The following is a 19,405-nucleotide window of genomic DNA, read 5'->3' as shown; positions in this document are numbered from 1 at the left end:
CGGAAATCGGTCACCGGGTAGGTGACCGCCGACGGGGAACAGGCGAATTCGATGCTGAACCAAGCGCACGCTACAGCCGCGAAGACCGGGTGGCCGCTGCAATTGGTGCCCGCCGGGGAATCGCCGACGGGTGAGCTGGCCGAATTGATCGGCGCGCTCGCCGAATCGGCGCCGCCCGGGGTACGGGCGCGATTGCGGGTGCTGCTGGAAAACGCGGCGCGGGAGCAGGCGGAACAGGCGGACACCATCGGGCCGCTCGAGGCGGCGGTGCACCCGCCCGCCGAACTGGCCGCCCGGCTGATCGCCGACGGCACCGCGCCACCGCACCTCGAACCGCTGCTCGCGCAGCTCTACGTGGTGACCGTGCTGCAGGCCGGGCCGCGCGACCAGGGCGAACTCGCCGACGCGCTGGCCGGGTACGGCCAGGAGACGCTGGTGGCGCCGTGCCCGTCGGGCGCGGTGGCGCTGATCCCGGACGACGACGGTGAGCGCACTTCGCGGATCGTGCAGGAACTGGGCAGGCGGCTGCGGGGCCGCGTGTGGTGCGCGGTGGCCGGCCGCACGCGGGCGAAGATCCCGGACGGGTACCGGGAAGCGGTCGACGTGCTGAAGCTGGCGAAGGCCGCGGGCAGCGAGCCGGGCGTCTACGGCCGGGACGACTTCCTGGTCGAGTACGCGGTGTCCCAGCACGAGGCGGTCGCGGACAACCTGGTGGAGATCATCCGGCCGCTGATGGCCAGCACGGTGCTCCGGGAGACCCTCGGCGTGCTGATCCGCGCCGACTACAACCGCAGCCGCGCGGCCAAGGACCTCTACATCCACCGCAGCACGCTGGACTACCGCCTGCGGCGGATCGAGAAGATCACCGGGCACAACCCGATGACCGGCCGCGGCGCCCAGCTGCTCGGCGCGGCGATGACGGTTTACGCCTCGCGCAATTCGGCCTGAGACCCGCCCGATCCCCACGGGTGGAAATCGCCCCGGTCGCCTTTCGGCGGCCGGGGTGCTCCTCGTGCGCGCATTTCCGGCTGACTGAGGAGAAACTGTGAAAATCCTCAGTGTTCACCTCGGTGGAAGCGATTCCGATTCCTGCGGATAGCCGCTCCGTCATCAGCGCGTTTACCTTTCGAGCGGTGATACGCGGAATGGGTGATGACGATCGCGGTGGCTCACCGCTTGATCCCCGCCCAGGCCACGCCACATCCGCAGAGAGGACACACACATGGCCACCCCCACCGACCACCGTCCCCAGCTCCGCGTGGTGCAGCTGGACGGGCGCACGCTCACGCTGGACGACATCGTCGGTCTCGCGCGCCGGCCGGAACTGCGCGCGGTCGCGCTCGACGAGAAGGCCGCCCGCCGCATCGGCGAGTCCAACGAGCTCAAGCACCGGCTCATCGACTCCGGCACGCCCATCTACGGCGTCACCTCCGGGTTCGGGGACAGCAACCGGCGGCAGGTGTCCAAGCGCAAGACCAGCGACCTCCAGGACAACCTGGTGCGGTTCCTGTCCGCGGGCGTCGGCCCCTACGCCGAGCCGGACGTGGTGCGGGCCACCATGGTCGTGCGGGCGAACTGCCTGGCACGCGGGCATTCCGGGGTGCGCCCGGAGCTGGTCTCCGGCCTGCTCGACCTGATCAACGCCGACGTGCTGCCGATGATCCCCGAGCGCGGCACCGTGGGCGCCAGCGGTGACCTGGTGCCGCTGAGCTACCTCGCCGCGGCGCTGACCGGGCACGGCCGCGTGCTGCACCGCGGTGAGGAAACCTCCGCCGCGGAGGCGCTGACCGCCGCCGGGCTGAACCCGTTCGAGCTGGAGGCCAAAGAAGGCCTGGCGATGGTCAACGGCACCTCGTTCATGTCCGGCTTCGCCGTGCTGGCCCTGCAGGACGCCGCCGAGCTCGCGTTCGCCGCCGACCTGTGCACCGCGATGACCAGCCAGGTGCTGCTGGGCAACCCCGGGCACTTCGCGCCATTCCTGTTCGACGCCAAGCCGCACGACGGCGTGCTGCGCAGCGCCTCGGTGATCCGGGCCGCGTTGTTCGCCGACACCACCGCCGACGACGGCGTCCGCCGCCCTGACACCGATTTCGTCGAGCTGGAGCGGCCGATCCAGGACGCCTACTCGGTCCGCTGCGCCCCGCACGTCACCGGCGTGCTCCGCGACACCGGCGACTGGGCGCGGCACTGGCTCACCGTGGAGGTCAACTCCGCCAACGACAACCCGCTGTTCGAGGTGCCCGCCGGCGCGGTGCGCAACGGGGGCAACTTCTACGGCGGCCACGTGGCGCAGGCGATGGACGCGCTGAAGACCGCCGTCGCCAGCGTCGGCGACCTGCTCGACCGCCAGCTGGAACTGGTGGTGGACGAGAAGTTCAACAACGGCCTGACCCCGAACCTGATCCCGCGGGTGGAGGACGACGACTACGAGGCCGGCCTGTTCCACGGGTTCAAGGGCATGCAGATCGTGGCCTCCTCGCTGGCCGCCGAGGCGCTCAAGTGGACCATGCCCGCCGCGTCGTTCTCGCGGTCCACCGAGGCGCACAACCAGGACAAGGTCAGCATGGGCACCATCGCCGCCCGCGACGCCCGGTCGGTGGTGCACCTGGTGCAGCGGATCACCGCGATCCACCTGATCGCCCTGTGCCAGGCCGCGGACCTGCGTGGCCACGACGTGCTCAGCGCGCCCACCGCCGCGGCCCACGGTGCCGTGCGTGAGGTGTGCGACTTCCTCGACCGCGACCGCGCGATGGACTCCGACATCGAGCGCGTCGCCTCGCTCATCGGCAGTGGGGAACTGCGCGCCGCGGTGGAGCTGTACACCGAAGGCGTCAGCCGATGACCGGCGCGGTCGCGGCCACCGCCCGCCTCACCAGAACCCGGCTGCCGGACGGGAGCCAGGTGATCGGCAGCGCCGAGCCGCTGGGGGAGTACCCGCCGACCCTGGCGCATTCGCTGCGGTACTGGGCCGCGGCCACCCCCACCGCGGTACTGGCCGCCGAACGCGCGGGCGACGGCTGGCGTGAGCTGACCTACGGGGACGCCCTCGCCGAGGCCACCGCGCTGGGGCAGGCCCTGCTCGATCTCGGCCTGGGCCCGGGCGCTCCGGTGATGGTGTTGTCCGGCAACTCGCTGAACCACCTGGCGCTGACGCTGGCCTGCTACCTCACCGGGGTGCCGATCGTGCCCACCAGCGTCGCGTATTCCCTGCGCGCCACCGATCACGCCCGGCTGCGGGCCATTTCGGGGCTGGTCGAGCCCGGCCTGGTCTACGCGGAGGACGGCTCCCAGTTCGGCGCGGCGCTGGCCGCGGTCGGCGCCCACGCCGTTGTCGGGCGGGGGCCGGGCCGGAACCTCGCGGAACTGCGCGGCACCACGCCCACCGCCGCGGTGGACGACGCCTTCGCCGCGCTGACCCCGGACACCGTGGCGAAGATCCTGTTCACCTCGGGCTCCACCGGAATGCCCAAGGGCGTGCTCAACACGCACGGCATGCTGAGCGCGAACCAGCAGATGCTGCGCCAGATCTGGCCGTTCCTGGCCGCCGGGCCACCCACGCTGACCGACTGGCTGCCGTGGAACCACACCTTCGGCGCCAACCACAACCTGCACCTCGCCCTGACCAACGGCGGGAGCATCTACATCGACGACGGTTCCCCGAAACCCGGCGAATTCGACCGCACGGTGGATTCGCTGCGCTCGGTGCCGCCGACGGTCTGCGTGAACGTGCCCGCGGGATACGCGCAACTCGCGCAGCGCTTCACCGCGGACCCCGCGCTCGCCGCGCACGTGCTCTCCCGGATCGACATGATCCTGTACGCGGGCGCGGACCTGCCGGACGAACTGCGGCAGCGGCTGCGCGAGATCGCCCGGCGCGCCACCGGCCGTGACGTGCCCGTGGTTTCTTCCTGGGGAGCAACGGAAACCGGGCCCGCGGCCACGTCCACCTACGGCGGTGCCGACCGGGGCATCGGGGTACCGCTGCCGGGCACCGAGATCAAACTGGCGCCCGTCGCCGGCCGCCTGGAGATCCGCGTGCGCGGCGCTTCCGTCACGCCCGGATACCTGGGCGCGGACCTCGCCGACGCGCTCGACGAGGACGGCTTCTACCGCTCGGGCGACGCCGTACGCCTGGTCGACGAGGGTGGCGATCCCCGGCGTGGCATGGTGTTCGACGGCCGGATCGCCGAGGACTTCAAGCTGGACACCGGGACCTGGGTGGTCTCGGGCAGGCTGCGCAACCGCCTGCTGTCCGCCGCTGGCATCCTCTCCGACGCTGTCCTGGTGGGGGACAACCGTTCCTGCGTGACCGCGATCGCCTGGCCGCACGCCGAACGCTTGCGCGAGATCGTCGGCGAGGCCGCTGATCCGGAGACCGATCCGGCGGTGCTGTCCCACCTGGCGGCTGTGCTGGCGGACCTGAACAAGGGTCTCGGCGCCTCCGCACGCATCGAGCGGCTGGTGGTGACGAACACACCCCCGGACATCGACGCCGGCGAAATCACGGACAAGGGCCAGCTGAACCGCCGCGCCGTACTGCAATGCCGCTCAAACCTCGTCACCCTGCTCTACGAGACCCCCTCCAACCGCACCCGAGTCATCCACGCCCCGTAGCTCCAGGTGCCGTGAACGTGGAACTCGGCTGCACGAGTGTGGAGTTCGGCTTTCTGAACGTGGGGTTCGGCTGCACGAACGTGGGACTCGCCCGGCACCCCCTCCCGGGCGAGTCCCACGTTCACGCACCCGAGTCCCACACTCAGGCACCCGAGTTCCACGTTCAGGCACCCGAGTTCCGCACTCAGGCAGCTGAACTCCACGCTCGTGGCACCCATCGGACAGGAAAGGGGCCCGCCCCCGGATGTGGGGCGGGCCCGGCTGGGGTGGTCAGGCGATTTCGACGACAGCGGCGGTGAAGGTGAAGCCGACGGCGTAGGAGGCCAGTACGACCCGGTCACCCGAGTTCAGCGCGCCCTGGTCCAGTAGGTACTCCAGGGCGAGCAGCTGGTCGGCGAGACCGGTGTGGCCGAGGTGCCTGCCGTGCTCGGTCCAGGTGGTCTGGTCCTCGCTGATCCCCAGCGGTTCGAGCAGCGCCCACTTGCGCCACTGTGCGCCCATGTTCGGCACGAGGAACCGCGCGATGCCGTCGAGCGTGGTGCCGGCGTCACCGGTGGCCCGCTCGACCACCTCGCGCACGGCCGACTGCAGTCCACTTCGGACGCGCTGCGGGCCGAGCCGCTTGTACATGTGGAATTCCTGCCGCAGGCGGACTCCGGGCAGATCGGCGGGGGAGCCCAGGCTGATCGGCGAGCGGCGGCCCACCTCTTCGGCTTCGGACATCGACCGGGAAGCCGTGGAGAGCAACCGGATCGGACCCTCGCGAGTGGACAGCACCGCCGCGGACGCGGCGTCACCCCAGAGGTAGCCGTCGCGGGCGCTGTACCGGTCCCAAGCCGGGGCGCGGAAGCGGTCGGCGGTCGTCACCAGCACCGGCGGGGCGTCCGGCCGCGAACCCAGGTGCCAGGCCGCGGTGGCCATGGCCGCCAGCGCGCCGTTGCAGCCCTGGCGGATTTCGAACGCCATGGCCTCCGGGTTCAGCCCGAGGTGGTGGTGCACGTGGGCGGCGGGCGCGACGTGCTCGGGATCCCACACGCAGCCGAACAGCAGCAGGCCGATTTCCCCGGGGGAGGAATCGGCGTTCTTCAGTGCTTTTTCGGCTGCCTGGACCGCCATTTCCGGCGGCGTTTCCTCGGTTTGGCTGATCGGCACGCCGGTGGCGCCGATTTTCACCCGGTCCGCCTCGCGGAGTCGCCCGGCCTGAATGGCTTCCTCCACCGCCACCACCGGTGGCACGTGGCTCCCGATCCCGTTCAGGAAGACGTTGTCGTGACGCACGCCGGGCTGCCTAAGCCAGCCAGCCGGCCCGCTCGGCGACGATCTGGTAGACCGACCGCAGCGAGGTGACCGCCGTGATGTTGTCCTCGGAGATCGAGACGGCGTAGCGGCGTTCGAGCCGGATGAACAGCTCGATCAGCACCAGCGAGTCGATGCCGAAGTCGGCGAGCAGGTCCTCGGCGGCCGCCGCTCGCTCCGGGGTGGTGGACAGCAGATCGGCGACGATGTCGGCGATCTCGGCCAGGTGCTCTGCTTCCCGCGGGTCCGCGAGTGTGCTTTTCTCCATGGTCCCATGTTGTGCGCCGCGGGCGCGCGGCAAAACTGCGGAAATCCGCAGTTGCCGGTGCCGCCGGGATACCGGATGCTCGCAGTCATCCCCGATTTCGGCGAAAGGGCAGACAATGCGATTCGGGCTCTTCTACGAACTTCAGCTCCCACGTCCGTGGCACGACGGGGCCGAGCATCGTATTGTGCACGAAACGCTGGCGCAGATCGAGCTGGCCGACCGGCTGGGTTTCGACTACGCGTGGGCGGTGGAGCACCACTTCCTCGAGGAGTACAGCCACTGCTCGGCGCCCGAGGTGCTGCTCGGCGCGGCCAGCCAGCGCACCAGCCGGATCCGGCTCGGGCACGGGGTGATGGTGCTGCCGCAGCAGGTCAACGCCGCGCCGCGGGTCGCCGAGCGGATCGGCATGCTCGACCTGCTGTCCAACGGCCGGGTCGAGTTCGGCAGCGGCGAGTCCGGCACGCGGGTGGAGCTGGGCGGCTTCGGCGTCGACTGGGACACCAAACGCGCGCAGTGGAAGGAGGCGCTGACCGCGGTCACACAGATGCTCGCCGAGGAGCCGTTCCCCGGGTTCTCGGGTGAGCACGTGAATGTGCCGCAGCGCAACGTCGTGCCCAAGCCGATGCAGCGCCCGCACCCTCCACTGTGGACCGCCTGCAGCAAGCGCGAGTCGCTGCCCGCCGCGGCGGCCAACGGCCTGGGCGCGCTCACCTTCTCCTTCCCGAAGCCGGAGGAGGCGCACAAGTGGGTGTCGGAATACTACGACACCATCACCTCGCCGGACTGCGTGCCGATCGGCTACACGGTGAACCCGCAGGTGGCCATGACCCTGTACCTGAGCTGCCACGAGGACGAGAAGCAGGCGCGGTCGCGGAGCCTGGACAGCCACCGGTTCTTCGCCAGGTCGCTGGCCTACTACTACGGCATCGGCTCGCTGGCCCCCGGCCACACCGACCTGTCCGAGGAACTCGGCCTCAACATTTCCAGCCCGGACAACGGCGGCTGGGCCTCGGGCGCCATGGACGGCGCGTACGGCGGGGTCGGCACGCCGGAGCAGATCAAGCAGAACCTGCGCATGTACGAGGAAGCGGGCGTGGACCAGATCCTGCTGATCGCCCAGTCGGGCCGCACCAGCCACGAGCACATCTGCGAGTCGATGGAGCTGTTCGCGCGCGAGGTGATGCCGGAGTTCCACGAGCGGCACGAGGCGCTGGAGCGGGAGAAACAAGCCCGGCTGCGCCCGGCGATCGAGGCGGCCATGGCGCGGCGCGCCGAGGTGCCCGCGTCCGACCCGGAGTACCGGATCCCGCCGACGGTCGCGCGGCCGGTCAAGAAGTGAACCGTCAGACCGCACCGTGCCAGGCCCGCGCGATGGCTTCGGTCCGGCTGGTGACCTTCAGCTTCTCGAAGATCCGGGTGAGGTGGAACTCCACGGTGCGGCGGCTCAGCCGAAGCACCTTGGCCATGTCGCTGTTGCCCTGCCCGGCGCACAGCAGGTCGAGGATCTCCCGCTCGCGGTCGGTGAGCCTGGCGGCGTCCGGCTGGGCCGCGGGCGGGCGGCAGCGCCGGTCGACGATGACCAGGTCGGGCCCGGCGATCCGCAGGACGCCCAGCAGTGCCTCGCCGGTGATGTCCTCGAACAGGTACGCGTCGCAGCCGAGCGAGAGCCAGCGGGACACCCGCCCGGCGTTCTCGGCGGGTCCCAGTACCGCGAGCCGCACTCCCGGCGTGATCGCCCGCACCGTTCTCAGCAGGCAAAGTCGGTCCGCGTCCTCCATGCCCGCACCGAGCAGGAGCCAGGGCTCCTCGGCCCGGCCGATCAACCGGCGCACCACTTCCTCTTCGACGGGAAGGGTGCCGAGGCGGGTCAGTTCCAGTTCGGGGACCGCGCCGATCCGGCCGAACACCCCCGCAGGCCAGGTACCGGCCACCAGCACCGGCGCGGTGGTCAGGTATGTGCTCATCACGATTTCTCCTCCGGCAGCTAGGGAAAGCCGTCGGTCCAAGCTATGGCCGGGCGGGTGCGGCCACATCGCTCACTCTGCTACGGAGGTTCACCCATGACCGAGCCGGAACCCCTGTCCACCGCTCAGGAAGCGTTGTGGTTCATCCACCACATCGTGCCGGACAGCGCGGCCTACAACATCGCTTACGCCCTGCGGCTGCGGGGAAAACTGGACGAAGCCGTTCTCTCCCGTGCCGCCCAGGCGATCGGCACGCGGCACGAGCTGCTGCATTCGTTGTTCGCCGCCACCGACCGCGGACCGCGGCGGATCGTCGGCAGCCCCGGACTTTTCCGGTTGCGCAGTGTGGAAGTCGAGCCCGCCGACGATCTGCCGGGGCTCGTGCGCGCGGAGGTGGCCCGGCCGTTCGACCTGTCGCGGACCGGGCCCGCGCGCCTCACCCTGTTCCGCCGCGGGCCCGCCGAGTCGGTTCTCGTCCTGGTGGCGCACCACATTTCGACGGACTTCATCTCCGAAGCCACCATCCTGCGCGAACTGCTGGACGGCTACGCGGCACTGCTCGCGGGCCGTGAGCCGGAGTGGGAACCGGTCGCCGGGACCTACGCCGATTTCGTCGCCGCCGAGCGGGAACTGCTCGAATCACCGCGAGCCGCGGAACTCGCCGAGTTCTGGCGTGCCACCTGCGCCGGCGCACCGGTGTCCCTGGACCTGCCCGTCGACCGGCCCCGGACCGGCGCACAGCGCCTGATCGGCGCCTCGCACGTGTTCCACCTGCCGCCGGACGTGGTGAAGGCACTGGTTCCGGCGGCCCGCGCCTGCGGGGTGATGCCGCTGAAGTACCTGTTCGGCCTGTTCCAGGCGCTGCTGCACCGCTACGGCGGCCAGCCGGACTTCCTGATCGGCTGCGTGGCCGACACCCGGCCGCGGACCGCCCGCCAGGCCATCGGCCCGTTCGTCAACTCGATCCCGGTGCGTGCCCAGCCGGGGACCGACGCCACCTTCCGCTCGATGGTCGTGGAGGCGAACGCGCGGATCGCGCAGGGCATGGCGCACGTCGACTACCCGTTCGCGCTGCTGACCCGCGCGCTGGACCGGTCGCCGGAGCCGGGCGGGCAGCCGTTGCTCCAGGTGATGGTCAGCCTGATGTCGATCAATCCGGCCGAGCCGCTGCTCGCGCTGGCCGCGGCCCAGGACGGCTTCGAGATCGACTACGCCGGCCTGCGCGTGTCCGGCTTCGAGGTGCCGCAGCAGGAGGGCCAGTTCGACCTGACGCTGGAACTGACGCGCTCGGCCGCGTCGGTGCGCGGGGTGCTGAAGTACGACACCGACCTGTTCGACCACGGCACGATCGAGCGGCTGGGGCGGCACTTCGTGGCGTTGATCCGGGCCGCCATCGCCGACCCCGACCAGCCGGTCAGCGCGTTTCCGCTGGTGGACCCGGACGAGCGGGCCCGGCTGCTGGCGTTCAGCAACCTCGCCTGAGTGCGGGATTCACCCACCGAACCCCGGTGGTGTGGTCCGCCCACCGCCACCGGGTGCGGGTGGTACGGCACCACGAGATTAGGCCCGGTTCCCTGCGAGCGTGTGGGTTTGGGTTGACTTGATCACGGTGGGTTCCTAACCTCGGGAACAGCGGAGGAAAGCGGGTCCGGATTCTCGTGCGGACCGCTCGCCCAATCGCTCTTTTTGACATTTCTTGTGCACCCCGGTCGCCTTTCCGGCGGCCGGGGCGATTGTCGTGCGCGCCTTTTCGGTCGACTGGGAGAAAACTGTGGAAATCCTCAGTATTCACCTCGGTGGAAGGGATTCCGATTCCTGCGGATAGCCGGTCCGTCCGCACCGCGTTTACGTTTCGGTCGTTGATACGCGGAATGGGTGACGAGGATGGCTGAACAGTTCGGGAAAGCCTGGCACGATCGTGACCGTGAGTGGTCGGCGCTGACCGGCGCGCTCACCGCGCTGAGCGGTGGCGCGGGCGGTGTGGTGCTGGTGGAGGGTGAGCCGGGAGCCGGCCGCAGCCGCCTGCTGGCCGAGGCCGTGGCCGCTGCCGGGGAACACGGCGTGGTGGCCTGCTCGGCGCGGGCCGACGAGCTGACCCAGTGGACCCCGCTGGCCCCGCTGGCCGATGCGCTCGGCGCCACGGTGTGGGCGCTGGCGCGGCCCGACGACACCCCGATGCGCCTGTCCGCCCGGCTGCTGGGCGAGATCGAGGACCGCGCCCGCCGCGCGCCGCAGCTGATCGTGCTGGACGACGTGCAGTGGGCCGATCCGATGATGCTGGCCGCGCTGCAGTCCTTCGCCGGGCACCTGCGCGACAGCCCGGTCACCTGGCTGCTGGCCCGGCGCGACGGCACCGAACAGGGGCCCAACGGCGCCGCGGCGGCTCGCCTGTTCGACCGGCTGGCGGAGGCGGGTGCCGTGCGCCTGCGGCTCGGCCCGCTGTCCGACGAGGCCGCGGCGGCACTGGCCGGTGAGGTGCTCGACGCCCCGCCCGGTGACGACCTGGCCGCGCTGATCGCCGAAGCGGGCGGGAATCCGGCACTGCTGGTGGCGCTGGCCGAGGGCTGGCGCGAAGAAGACGCCGTCCGGGTGCGCGACGGACAGGCGCGGCCGGTCACCGAGCGGCTGCCCGCCCGGCTGATCGAAGCGGTCCGCGACCGGCTCAGCGGCTTCAGCGCCGACACGGTCGGGGTGCTCGAGGTCGCCGCCGTGCTGGGCCGCACCTTCCACGCGGCGGACGTCGCCGAGCTGCTGGGCCGGACCGCCGCCGGCATCGCCAGCGCGGTCCGCGAAGTGGTCTGCTCCGGCGTGCTGACCGGTGGCGCCGCGGTGGCCGAAGGCGGTGAACTCTCCTTCCGCTGCGCGTTGTTCCAGCGGGCGATCGGCGAGACCATCCCGGCTTCGGTGCGCACCGCACTGCACCGCCAGGCCGGTCTGCTGTTGCTCGGCCGGGGCCTCGACGCCCGCGAATCGGCGGTGGACCACCTGCTCAGCGGCGCACTGCCCGGGGATACCCAGGCCGTGCGGGCGCTGGCGACCGCGGCCGAACGCGTCGTCGACACCGAACCGGCCGCGGCGGCGTCGATCGCGGAGAAGGCGCTCGCCCTGACTTCGGCCGGTGACGCCGAGGTGCCGGGCCTGGCCGTGACGCGCGCGGCCGCGCTGCTGCGCACCGGACGCTTCGACGAGGCGACCGAACTGATCTCCGCGACCCTCGTGCAGTCCCCGCCGCCCGAAGCCGCGGCGCGCCTGCGGACGATCGAGGCCTCGATCCAGGTGCTCACCGGCCGTGGCGCACAAGCCGCGGTGGAGCTGGACGCGGACGGCGACGCGGAAACCCGCGCGGTCCGCCTCGCCGCGCTGTCCGGCACCGAAGCCGGAGTGACCCTCGCCGAAACGTCGGCGGACCAGGCCGGTGCGGTCGGCGCGGTCGCGCGGCAGCTGCTGGCCGACCGCGAGTGGTCCGGCGGGCAGGTGGCGGAAAGCCTGCGGCTGAGCCGGCTGGCCGCCGCGTGCCCGGTGCCGGAGCTGGCGGGTGTTCCGCTGCCGCACCCGGCGCTGGTGCTGGCCGACCGCCTGGCGCAGCTGGGTGAGTTCGAGCAGGCCGGGACCGTGCTGACGGACATCGCCGCGCGGATCGGGCAGGCCGGTCACGTACCGCTCGGTGCCGCCGTGCGGGTGACGCGGGCGCGGATCGCGCTCTGGGCCGGTCGGCTCGACGACGCGGTGGACGCGGCCAGGGGAGCGGACGGGATGGCCGGCGCGCAGGCCGTGCTCGGCGAAGTCGCCCTGCGGCGCGGTGAACTCGGTGAAGCCGACGAGCACCTCCGGCGCTACCGCGAACTGACCGGCCACGACGCCGTCACCCGGACCTGGCTCGAACTACAGCTGGCTTCGGCCCGCCTCGAACCCGCCGACGTCCTCCTCCTGCTCGGCACCGAGCGCCCGGGCCCGCCGCTGCTGCTGCACCCGGCGGCGGCCGGGTGGCTGGTGCGCACCGCGCTCGCCGCCGGTGACACCGGGCTGGCCGGTTCCGTGGTGGCCGAAGCGGCGGACCTCGCCGTCGGCAACCCGGGGTGCGCGCCGCTGGCCGCGGCGGCCGCCCACGCCGCCGGGTTGTTCCGGGGCAAGGCGGGCAAGCTGCGTGAGGCGGTGGCCGCGCACGGTCACGGCTGGGCGCGTGCGTCCGCCGCCGAGGATCTCGCCGGCCTGCTCGCCGACGAAAACAAGCCCGCGGCCGAGGTGGTGCGCGAACTCGACACCGCACTGGAGACCTACCAAACCGCAGGCGCCGTGCACGACGTGGCGCGGGTGCGCAGCAAACTGCGCGCGGCGGGGGTGCGGCGACGGCACTGGACCTACGCCGAACGCCCGGTTTCGGGCTGGGGCAGCCTGACCGACACCGAGCGCGACGTCGCCGAACTGGTGGCGCAGGGGCTGACCAACCGGCAGGTGGCCGCGCGCATGTTCGTCTCGCCACACACCGTGCACGCCCACCTCGGGCGCATTTTCCGGAAATTGGACGTGAATTCCCGGGTCGAGCTGACCGGACTCCGATTCCAGGTCGCGTGAAGCGCAGGAACACGTGTCCTTTATCAGATTTTCGCGGATTGTTCCGCATCGGCCCGCAGGGAGATGATGAATTTATGCACCAGCGTCCCGGAATTCGGCGAAGGCGGCCGTCATGCCACTGATCACCGAACCGCACCAGTTCAACGTCGGCGATCTCTACGTCGATCTGCTCGGCATCGTCGGGCAGCCGCTCTACCTCAAGTGCGAGGGGTTCAACTTCGCCGGGTCGATCAAGCTGAAGGCGGCCGCGGAAATGGTGGCCGCCGCCGAGCGCTCGGCGGCGCTCGGGCCGGATTCGGTGCTGGTGGAGTCCTCCTCGGGCAACCTCGGGGTGGCGCTGAGCATGATCCTCGCCGGGCGGGGCCGCCGGTTCGAATGCGTCACCGACAGCCGCTGCAACCCGGCGGCGGTGCGGTTGATGGAGAGCTACGGCGCGGTGGTCCACCTGATCACCGAACCGGGTGCCGACGGCGGCTTCCTGACCGCGCGGCTGGACCACGTGCGGGCCCTGTGCGCCCGTGACGACCGGTACGTCTGGCTGAACCAGTACGCCAACCCGGACAACTGGGGCGCGCACTACCGCACCACCGGCCCGGAGATCCTCAAGCAGTTCCCGGACGTGGAGGTGCTCTTCGTCGGCGCGGGCACCACCGGCACGCTGATGGGCTGCGCGCGCTACATCCGCGACGAGCAGCTGCCGGTCAAGGTGATCGCGGTGGACGCGGTGGGTTCGGTGACCTTCGGGCTGCCGCCGTCGCGGCGGCTGATCCCCGGACTGGGCACCAGCACGCCGCCGGCGATCTTCGACGCCTCCTTCGCCGACGACGTGGTGCACGTGAGCGAGCCGGACTCGATCGCGATGTGCCGCAGGCTGGCCGGGCACGGCTTCCTGTTCGGCGGCTCCACCGGCACGGTGCTGGCCGGGGCGCTGGACTGGCTTTCGCGGAACCCGATGTCCGGTACCGGTGTGCTGATCGCGCCGGACCTGGGAGAGCGCTACCTCGACTCGATCTACGACGACGGGTGGCTGGCAAGCAACTACGAGACGGAAGGGGCGCGAGGATGAGCATGGACAGCGCCGAAATCGCCGAGCGCAAGGCCGTGATCAAGGAACTGGCCTGTGACGCGTTCGAGGTGGAGCCCGAGGAACTGGCCGAGCACACGTTGTTCGACGAGGACCTCGGCGTGGACTCGCTGAACGCGATCGACCTGCTGGCCGCGCTGGAGAAGCGGTTCGGCGTGGAGATCGACCAGGTGGACCTGTCGCAGCTGACCAGCCTGGCCACGGTCTACGAGTTCGTCGCCGGGGAACTGGGCTGGGAGACCGGGGTCGCCACCGCGCAGCCGGTTTCCGGGGTCGTGAGCGCGACCTGATGACCGCCGTGTCCGCCCGCCGGGTGGTGATCACCGGCATGGGCGCCGTCTCCAGCATCGGCATCGGCCTGGCCGAGTTCGCCGCGGGACTGCGGGCGGGCCGCTCCGGGGCCGGTCCGGCGACCGCCTTCGACACCACGGGCTTCCCTTCGGAACTGGTCTGCGAAGTCACCGGTTTCCGTGCCGAGGACTGGCTTTCCGGCCCGCTCGGCCACGTGGGCAGGCCCGGCCGGTTCGCCGCGTCGGCCACCGCGATGGCGCTGGCCGACGCCGGGATCGGCGCGGAAGCGCTGCGGCCGCGCCGGGGCATGGTCGTGGTGGGCACCACCGACGGGCAGTCCCAGGACCTGGACAGCCTGGTGGCCACCACGGTCACCGACGGGCCGGAAGCGCTGGACCCGGCGCTGACCTCCCGGTTGTCCGCGCAACGGCTGGCGCTCGACGTCGCCGGCGCGTTCGGACTGTCCGATGTGGACGCCTACACCATCGGCACGGCCTGCTCCGCGGGCAACTACGCCGTCGGCGACGCCTTCGACGCGGTGCGCAGCGGCGCGGCGGAGTACGCGCTCGCCGGTGGTGCCGACGTGGTCAGCCGCCGCAACTTCGCCAGCTTCCACCGCCTCGGCCTGGTCGCGCCGGACGCCTGCCGTCCGTTCGACACCGGCCGCGCGGGCATCCTCAACGGCGAGGGCGCGGGGATCGTGCTGCTCGAACCGCTGGAGACGGCACTGGCTCGCGGCGCCACCATCCACGCGGAAGTGCTGGGCTACGGCCTCAACTGCGACGGCAGCAACCCGGTGGCGCCCGACCGCTCGAGCGTCGCGCGCTGCATGCGGCTGGCGCTGGACGACGCGCAGGTCAAACCGGAAGAGGTCGACCTGATCTCCGCGCACGGCACCGCCACCAAGCTCAACGACATCACCGAATGCGACGCGATCCGCGACGTCTACGGCGACCGGCCACCCCGCACCATCTCGCTCAAGTCGATGCTGGGCCACGCGATGGGCGCGTCCAGCGCGCTCGCCACGATCGCCTGCACGATCGCGCTGGAGCAGGGGTTCGTGCCGCCGACGATCAACCACCGGGAAACCGACCCCGCCTGCGGCATCGACTGCGTCCCGAACCGGGCGGTCGAAGCCGAACTGAGAGTGGTGCAGAACAACGGTCTCGCCTTCGGCGGCAACAACGCCGTGCTGCTGCTGGGCCGCTACGAGAGGACTCCGTCATGACGGCGGCTCATCCGGTGATCACCGGCTGGTCGGCGGTCTCGCCGTTCGGTGCCGGGGAAGCCGCCTTCGCCGAGGGCGTGCGCGCCGGTCGCGACACCGCCGCGCCCCCCGGTGAGGACTGGGCGGTGCCCGGACCGGCCGCCTGCCTGGTCCCGGACTACGACCCGAAGGCGCTGGTCGGCGGCAAGGTCGGCCGGGCGACCGACCGGGCCACGGTGTTCGCGCTGGCCACCGTCGGGCACCTGGCGGAGCGGGCGGAAACCGGGCCCGACGACCGCACCGGCCTGGTGCTGGGCACCACCTCGGGCAGCCTGCGCAGCACGATGAGCATCACCCGCGACTCGCTGGTCAGCGCGAAACCCCACCAGGTGGACACCAAGGTGCTGCCCGCCGCGGTGATGAACTACGCGGCCGCCCAGTGCGCCATCCGCTACGGCCTGACCGGGCCGAACACCACCATCGCGGGCGGCCCCGGCGCGGGCCTGTTCGCGCTGGCCTACGCGAACCGCCTGCTCGCCGCCGGGCGCGCCGACCGCGTGCTGGCCGGTGCGGTGGAGGAGTTCTCGACCGAACGGGCCTGGGTCAACCACCACAACGGCGGCGGGGTGCTCGGCGAAGGCGGCGTGGTCTTCCGCGTCGAACCGCACTCCGGCGCCGGTCTGGCCGAGATCGTCGCGGTGCACAGCCGCGTGGTGCTGGCCGGTGACGTATCGGAAGCCTTGCGTGACACAGCTTCCGCGCTGACGGCTCAGGCACCGGGCGACATCTGGGCGGCCGTCCCGGCCACCGGATCGGCCGCCGAACGTGCGGTGGCCTCGGCGATGTTCGGCGATTCCGCGCTGGACCGGGTGCCCGGCACCGGATCGATCGGCGACACCGGCGCGGCGGCCGCGGCCTTCGCCGTGGCGGCCGCCCTGTGCGCGCCCGGCCCGCCCGGCCGGCTCGTGGTGGTGCTCTCCGGCGACCCGGCCGGCAGCGCCGCGGGAATTCTGTTGCGAGTGAAGGGAAATTGATGTCTGCAGGGGTGGCCCTCATCAGCGGCGGAGCCAGGGGGATCGGCCGGGCGTGCGTGCGCCAGCTGGCCCAGGACGGCTACGACGTGAGCTTCTGCTACCGCGCCGACGAGCGCGCGGCCACGGAACTGGAGAAGGAACTGGGTGAAGAGGGCACCCGGGTGCTGGCGATGCGTGCCGACGTCACCGACGGCGCCGCGGTGCGGGAGTGGGTCTCGCGCACCGAGCGCGAACTCGGCCCGGTCACCACCGCGGTCACCGCCGCGGGCATCACCGCCGACACCCCGCTGGCCACCATGCCCGACGACAAGTGGACCAGCGTGCTGCGCACCAACCTCGACGGGGTGTTCACCGTCTGCCGGGCGGTGGCCTTCCCGATGATGAAACGCCGGGCCGGGTCCATCACCACGGTGTCCTCGGTGACCGGCATCTACGGCAACGCCGGGCAGACCAACTACGCGGCCTCCAAGGCCGGGATCATCGGCTTCACCAAGTCGCTGGCCAGGGAGGCCGGCCGGTTCGGCGTCCGCGCGAACGTGGTGGCGCCCGGCCTGATCGACACCGACATGTCCGACGCCATGCCGGAGAAGGCTCGCAACCACCTGATCGACTCGATCGCGCTGCGCCGCGCCGGCAGCCCGGAAGAGGTCGCCGAACTCGTCGGCTTCCTCGCCTCCGAGCGGGCCGGGTACATCACCGGGTCGGTGCTGGAAATCCACGGCGGCTACGGCGGCTGAGCGCACCGGAAGGAGCTAGGCATGGGCAACGGGGCACCGGGCCGGTCGGGCCGGGTGGTGGTGACCGGGATCGGCGTGATCTCGGGCATCGGCATCGGCAGAGCGGGATTCCTGGACGGGCTGCTGGCCGGACGCGGCAGTGCCGCGCCGGTCACCGCCTTCGACGTGACCGGGTTCGAGTACGGGAAGGTCTGCGAGGTGCCCGAGTTCGCCGTGGACGAGGAGCGCCCGCACTACGGCCGGGCGACGCAGATGATCGCCGCGGCGGCGCTGATGGCGGTGGAGGACGCCGGGGTGGCGCTCACGCGGTTGCGGGCCGGGCGCGGCCTGATCGCCGTCGGCACCACCGAGGGCGAAGCCAGGGACGTCGACGAGATGACCACCACCGAGGTGAACAAGGGCCTGGCGGACCTCGATCCGGTGCTGGCGCGCCGGGCACGACTGGGCCGCATGCCGGTCTCGGTCGCCGACGACCTCGGTCTCGAGGACGTGGAACTGGTGACGCTGCCGGACGTCTGCGCCGCCGGGAACTACGCCATCGGCTACGGCCTGGACGCGCTGCGCGCCGGTGAGGTCTCCTACGCGCTGGTCGGTGGCGCGGATTCGCCGTGCCGCAAGTCCTTCGCCGCCTTCTACCGGCTGGGCGCGCTCGCCCGCGACGAATGCCGCCCGTTCGCGGTGGACCGCACCGGCGTGGTGCTCGGCGAAGGCTCGGCGATGCTGCTGCTGGAACCGCTGGAGACGGCGCTGGAACGCGGCGCGCTCATCCACGCCGAGGTGCTGGACTACCACTTCAACTGCGACGCCGGGCACCCCACGCGGCCCTCGGAGGAGCGGGTGACCCAGTGCCTGCGCGGCGCGCTGGACAACGCCGGGGTCAGCCCCGCCGAGGTGGACCTGGTGATCGCGCACGGCACCGCCACCAAGGCCAACGACCCGATGGAGGCCGCGGCGTTCACCGAGGTGTTCGGGGACCTGCCGGTACCGCCGGTCGCGGCGATCAAGTCGATGATCGGCCACACCATGGGCGGCGCGGCCGCGCACTCCAGCATCGCCGCGATACTGGGGCTGGAGCACGGTTTCCTGCCGCCGACGATCAACCACACCACCACCGATCCGGAGTGCCCGGTGGACTGCGTGCCGAACCGGGCGCGCCGCGCCGAACCGGAGATCGCGCTGGTCAACTCGCTCGGCTTCGGCGGGCTCAACGCGGCCGTGGTGCTCAAGCGGTTCGACCGCCAGGCGGAGGGGATCGGCTCATGATCATTTCGGCGATGTCGGTGATCTCCCCGTACGGACTGGGGAAGGACGCCTTCGGGGACGGGTTCACCGCCGGCCGGTCCGCCTTGTCCAAAGTGGACGTGTCCGACGACCTGCCCTACGTCGAGGCGGGTGTGGTCGACGGCGAAGCGGTCAGTGCCCTCCTGCGTGACGACTGCGACCTGAACAGCCGTTCGCAGCGCTTCATCGGCCGCCCGTCCAGCCTCGCGGTCGGCACGCTGGCCCTGATGCTGCGCGAGCACGACCTGCTCGGCGAGTACGCCCCCGCCGAGCGCGCGCTGGTGCTCGGTGGTGATCTGACCACCACCGACCGCGCGATGGACCTGATGTACGACTCGCTCACCGAGGAGCTGCCGTACCACGTCAACGCCAAGCAGCTGCCGAGCACCGCGATGAACTTCCCGACCACGCAGTGCGCGGTCCGGTTCGGCCTCCAGGGCCCGAACTCGACCATCACCTCCGGCCGGGTGACCGGGTTGTCGGTGCTGAACTACGCCCGGCGGCTGCACCGCGCCGGCCGGGCGCCGATGGTGCTCGCCGGTGCGGTGGAGGACCTGAACGCGCGCCGGTCGTGGATCACCTGGCACGGGCTGGCCGGGCAGGAGCCGCGCCCGCTCGGCGAAGGCTGCTGCGTTTTCCTGACCGAAAGCGCGGAATCCGCCGCCGAGCACGGCCGCACCCCGATGGCCGAGGTGCTGGCGCTGGAGTTCGGCACCACGCTGGAGCCCGCACGCACGGCCGAAGTCCTGACCACCCGCATCCGCCGGGCGCTCGCGAGCGCGGAGGTGGACGCCGCCGGCGTCGACCTCGCCCTGCTGTCCGGAGTGGACGGGGACGCCGAGCACGCGGCGGTCACCGGCGTGCTCGGCGCGGACACTCCGGCGGTGTTCCCCGGCGACCTGATCGGGGACACCGCGGGGGCGTCCGGCGCGTTCCAGCTCGCCGCCGCGCTGTCCGACCCCACGGCCGGAATCGCCGTGCTCACCGCCGTCGACCCGGACGGCCAGGTCGGCTGCGGCGTCGTCCGAATCCTTTCCCACCGCTGAACGAGGAGCCC

At 71.7% G+C, this 19,405-nt stretch carries 16 protein-coding genes; 13 read left to right on the top strand and 3 right to left on the bottom strand.

Features of this window, described 5'->3' with window-relative positions; all coding sequences use genetic code 11:
• Positions 1–51: 51 nt before the first annotated feature.
• The 3 genes from L3Q67_RS34590 to L3Q67_RS34580 all read left to right on the top strand — a co-directional run bounded on the left by L3Q67_RS34590 (position 52) and on the right by L3Q67_RS34580 (position 4,614).
• Entirely contained in the window at positions 52–948 is an 897-nt protein-coding gene (locus L3Q67_RS34590; protein WP_499185613.1) for a PucR family transcriptional regulator, read from the top strand.
• Positions 949–1,222: 274 nt separating this feature from the next.
• On the top strand, positions 1,223–2,842 hold the full coding sequence (locus L3Q67_RS34585; protein ID WP_499185612.1) for an HAL/PAL/TAL family ammonia-lyase: 1,620 nt from the start codon (positions 1,223–1,225) through the stop codon (positions 2,840–2,842).
• Positions 2,839–4,614: an AMP-binding protein gene (locus tag L3Q67_RS34580; protein WP_499185611.1), complete on the top strand. Its 1,776-nt coding sequence runs from the start codon at positions 2,839–2,841 to the stop codon at positions 4,612–4,614. Before L3Q67_RS34585 ends, L3Q67_RS34580 begins: the two co-directional genes overlap by 4 nt.
• A gap of 270 nt (positions 4,615–4,884) precedes the next feature.
• Here L3Q67_RS34580 and L3Q67_RS34575 read toward each other — a convergent pair whose 3' ends face one another.
• Positions 4,885–5,892, bottom strand: a complete 1,008-nt coding sequence (locus L3Q67_RS34575) for a ketoacyl-ACP synthase III family protein (RefSeq protein WP_499185610.1) — start codon at positions 5,890–5,892, stop codon at positions 4,885–4,887.
• 10 nt (positions 5,893–5,902) lie between these two features.
• Positions 5,903–6,178, bottom strand: a complete 276-nt coding sequence (locus L3Q67_RS34570) for an acyl carrier protein (RefSeq protein WP_499185609.1) — start codon at positions 6,176–6,178, stop codon at positions 5,903–5,905.
• On the opposite strand from L3Q67_RS34570, the gene L3Q67_RS34565 reads away from it, so the two are divergent.
• Positions 6,117–7,517, top strand: a complete 1,401-nt coding sequence (locus tag L3Q67_RS34565) for an LLM class flavin-dependent oxidoreductase (protein ID WP_499185608.1) — start codon at positions 6,117–6,119, stop codon at positions 7,515–7,517. The genes L3Q67_RS34570 and L3Q67_RS34565 overlap by 62 nt on opposite strands.
• Before the next feature lie 4 nt (positions 7,518–7,521).
• Here L3Q67_RS34565 and L3Q67_RS34560 read toward each other — a convergent pair whose 3' ends face one another.
• The gene (locus tag L3Q67_RS34560) at positions 7,522–8,142 is read right to left on the bottom strand and encodes a response regulator transcription factor (protein ID WP_499185607.1); all 621 of its coding nucleotides are present in this window, start codon (positions 8,140–8,142) and stop codon (positions 7,522–7,524) included.
• A gap of 96 nt (positions 8,143–8,238) precedes the next feature.
• Here L3Q67_RS34560 and L3Q67_RS34555 point away from each other — a divergent pair, with 96 nt between their 5' ends.
• The 9 genes from L3Q67_RS34555 (at position 8,239) to L3Q67_RS34515 (ending at position 19,394) form a co-directional block, all read left to right on the top strand.
• Positions 8,239–9,624, top strand: coding sequence for a condensation domain-containing protein (locus tag L3Q67_RS34555; RefSeq protein ID WP_499185606.1), 1,386 nt, complete (start codon positions 8,239–8,241; stop codon positions 9,622–9,624).
• A gap of 402 nt (positions 9,625–10,026) precedes the next feature.
• Positions 10,027–12,714 (top strand): ATP-binding protein, encoded by a 2,688-nt coding sequence (locus L3Q67_RS34550; RefSeq protein WP_499185605.1) that lies wholly within the window; start codon positions 10,027–10,029, stop codon positions 12,712–12,714.
• Between the two features lie 112 nt (positions 12,715–12,826).
• Complete coding sequence (gene sbnA, locus L3Q67_RS34545; RefSeq protein ID WP_499185604.1) at positions 12,827–13,780, top strand: PALP domain-containing protein; 954 nt, start codon at positions 12,827–12,829, stop codon at positions 13,778–13,780.
• Positions 13,777–14,088 carry an acyl carrier protein gene (locus tag L3Q67_RS34540; protein WP_499185603.1) on the top strand — a complete coding sequence of 104 codons (312 nt, stop codon included), beginning with the start codon at positions 13,777–13,779 and terminating at the stop codon, positions 14,086–14,088. The genes sbnA and L3Q67_RS34540 overlap by 4 nt, the downstream gene beginning before the upstream one ends.
• On the top strand, positions 14,088–15,317 hold the full coding sequence (locus L3Q67_RS34535) for a beta-ketoacyl-[acyl-carrier-protein] synthase family protein (RefSeq protein ID WP_499185602.1): 1,230 nt from the start codon (positions 14,088–14,090) through the stop codon (positions 15,315–15,317). The genes L3Q67_RS34540 and L3Q67_RS34535 overlap by 1 nt, the downstream gene beginning before the upstream one ends.
• Complete coding sequence (locus tag L3Q67_RS34530) at positions 15,314–16,330, top strand: beta-ketoacyl-[acyl-carrier-protein] synthase family protein (protein ID WP_499185601.1); 1,017 nt, start codon at positions 15,314–15,316, stop codon at positions 16,328–16,330. The genes L3Q67_RS34535 and L3Q67_RS34530 overlap by 4 nt, the downstream gene beginning before the upstream one ends.
• Positions 16,330–17,067: a Rossmann-fold NAD(P)-binding domain-containing protein gene (gene fabG / locus L3Q67_RS34525; protein WP_499185600.1), complete on the top strand. Its 738-nt coding sequence runs from the start codon at positions 16,330–16,332 to the stop codon at positions 17,065–17,067. Before L3Q67_RS34530 ends, fabG begins: the two co-directional genes overlap by 1 nt.
• A gap of 21 nt (positions 17,068–17,088) precedes the next feature.
• On the top strand, positions 17,089–18,330 hold the full coding sequence (locus L3Q67_RS34520) for a beta-ketoacyl-[acyl-carrier-protein] synthase family protein (protein WP_499185599.1): 1,242 nt from the start codon (positions 17,089–17,091) through the stop codon (positions 18,328–18,330).
• Complete coding sequence (locus tag L3Q67_RS34515; protein WP_499185598.1) at positions 18,327–19,394, top strand: beta-ketoacyl-[acyl-carrier-protein] synthase family protein; 1,068 nt, start codon at positions 18,327–18,329, stop codon at positions 19,392–19,394. The genes L3Q67_RS34520 and L3Q67_RS34515 overlap by 4 nt, the downstream gene beginning before the upstream one ends.
• The last annotated feature ends 11 nt before the right edge of the window (positions 19,395–19,405 follow it).

The organism is Saccharothrix sp. AJ9571, assembly GCF_021725495.1.
In the GTDB taxonomy this organism is placed as follows: Bacteria; Actinomycetota; Actinomycetes; order Mycobacteriales; family Pseudonocardiaceae; genus Amycolatopsis; species Amycolatopsis magusensis.
This window is presented reverse-complemented; position numbering and strand designations above follow the sequence as displayed.

Coding starts and splice junctions, on each gene's coding strand:
- L3Q67_RS34590 (WP_499185613.1), top strand. CDS start 52: ATGCTGAACCAAGCGCACGCTACAGCCGCGAAGACCGGGTGGCCGCTG.
- L3Q67_RS34585 (WP_499185612.1), top strand. CDS start 1,223: ATGGCCACCCCCACCGACCACCGTCCCCAGCTCCGCGTGGTGCAGCTG.
- L3Q67_RS34580 (WP_499185611.1), top strand. CDS start 2,839: ATGACCGGCGCGGTCGCGGCCACCGCCCGCCTCACCAGAACCCGGCTG.
- L3Q67_RS34565 (WP_499185608.1), top strand. CDS start 6,117: ATGTCGGCGATCTCGGCCAGGTGCTCTGCTTCCCGCGGGTCCGCGAGT.
- L3Q67_RS34570 (WP_499185609.1), bottom strand. CDS start 6,178: ATGGAGAAAAGCACACTCGCGGACCCGCGGGAAGCAGAGCACCTGGCC.
- L3Q67_RS34560 (WP_499185607.1), bottom strand. CDS start 8,142: ATGAGCACATACCTGACCACCGCGCCGGTGCTGGTGGCCGGTACCTGG.
- L3Q67_RS34555 (WP_499185606.1), top strand. CDS start 8,239: ATGACCGAGCCGGAACCCCTGTCCACCGCTCAGGAAGCGTTGTGGTTC.
- L3Q67_RS34550 (WP_499185605.1), top strand. CDS start 10,027: ATGGCTGAACAGTTCGGGAAAGCCTGGCACGATCGTGACCGTGAGTGG.
- sbnA (WP_499185604.1), top strand. CDS start 12,827: ATGCCACTGATCACCGAACCGCACCAGTTCAACGTCGGCGATCTCTAC.
- L3Q67_RS34540 (WP_499185603.1), top strand. CDS start 13,777: ATGAGCATGGACAGCGCCGAAATCGCCGAGCGCAAGGCCGTGATCAAG.
- L3Q67_RS34535 (WP_499185602.1), top strand. CDS start 14,088: ATGACCGCCGTGTCCGCCCGCCGGGTGGTGATCACCGGCATGGGCGCC.
- L3Q67_RS34530 (WP_499185601.1), top strand. CDS start 15,314: ATGACGGCGGCTCATCCGGTGATCACCGGCTGGTCGGCGGTCTCGCCG.
- fabG (WP_499185600.1), top strand. CDS start 16,330: ATGTCTGCAGGGGTGGCCCTCATCAGCGGCGGAGCCAGGGGGATCGGC.
- L3Q67_RS34520 (WP_499185599.1), top strand. CDS start 17,089: ATGGGCAACGGGGCACCGGGCCGGTCGGGCCGGGTGGTGGTGACCGGG.
- L3Q67_RS34515 (WP_499185598.1), top strand. CDS start 18,327: ATGATCATTTCGGCGATGTCGGTGATCTCCCCGTACGGACTGGGGAAG.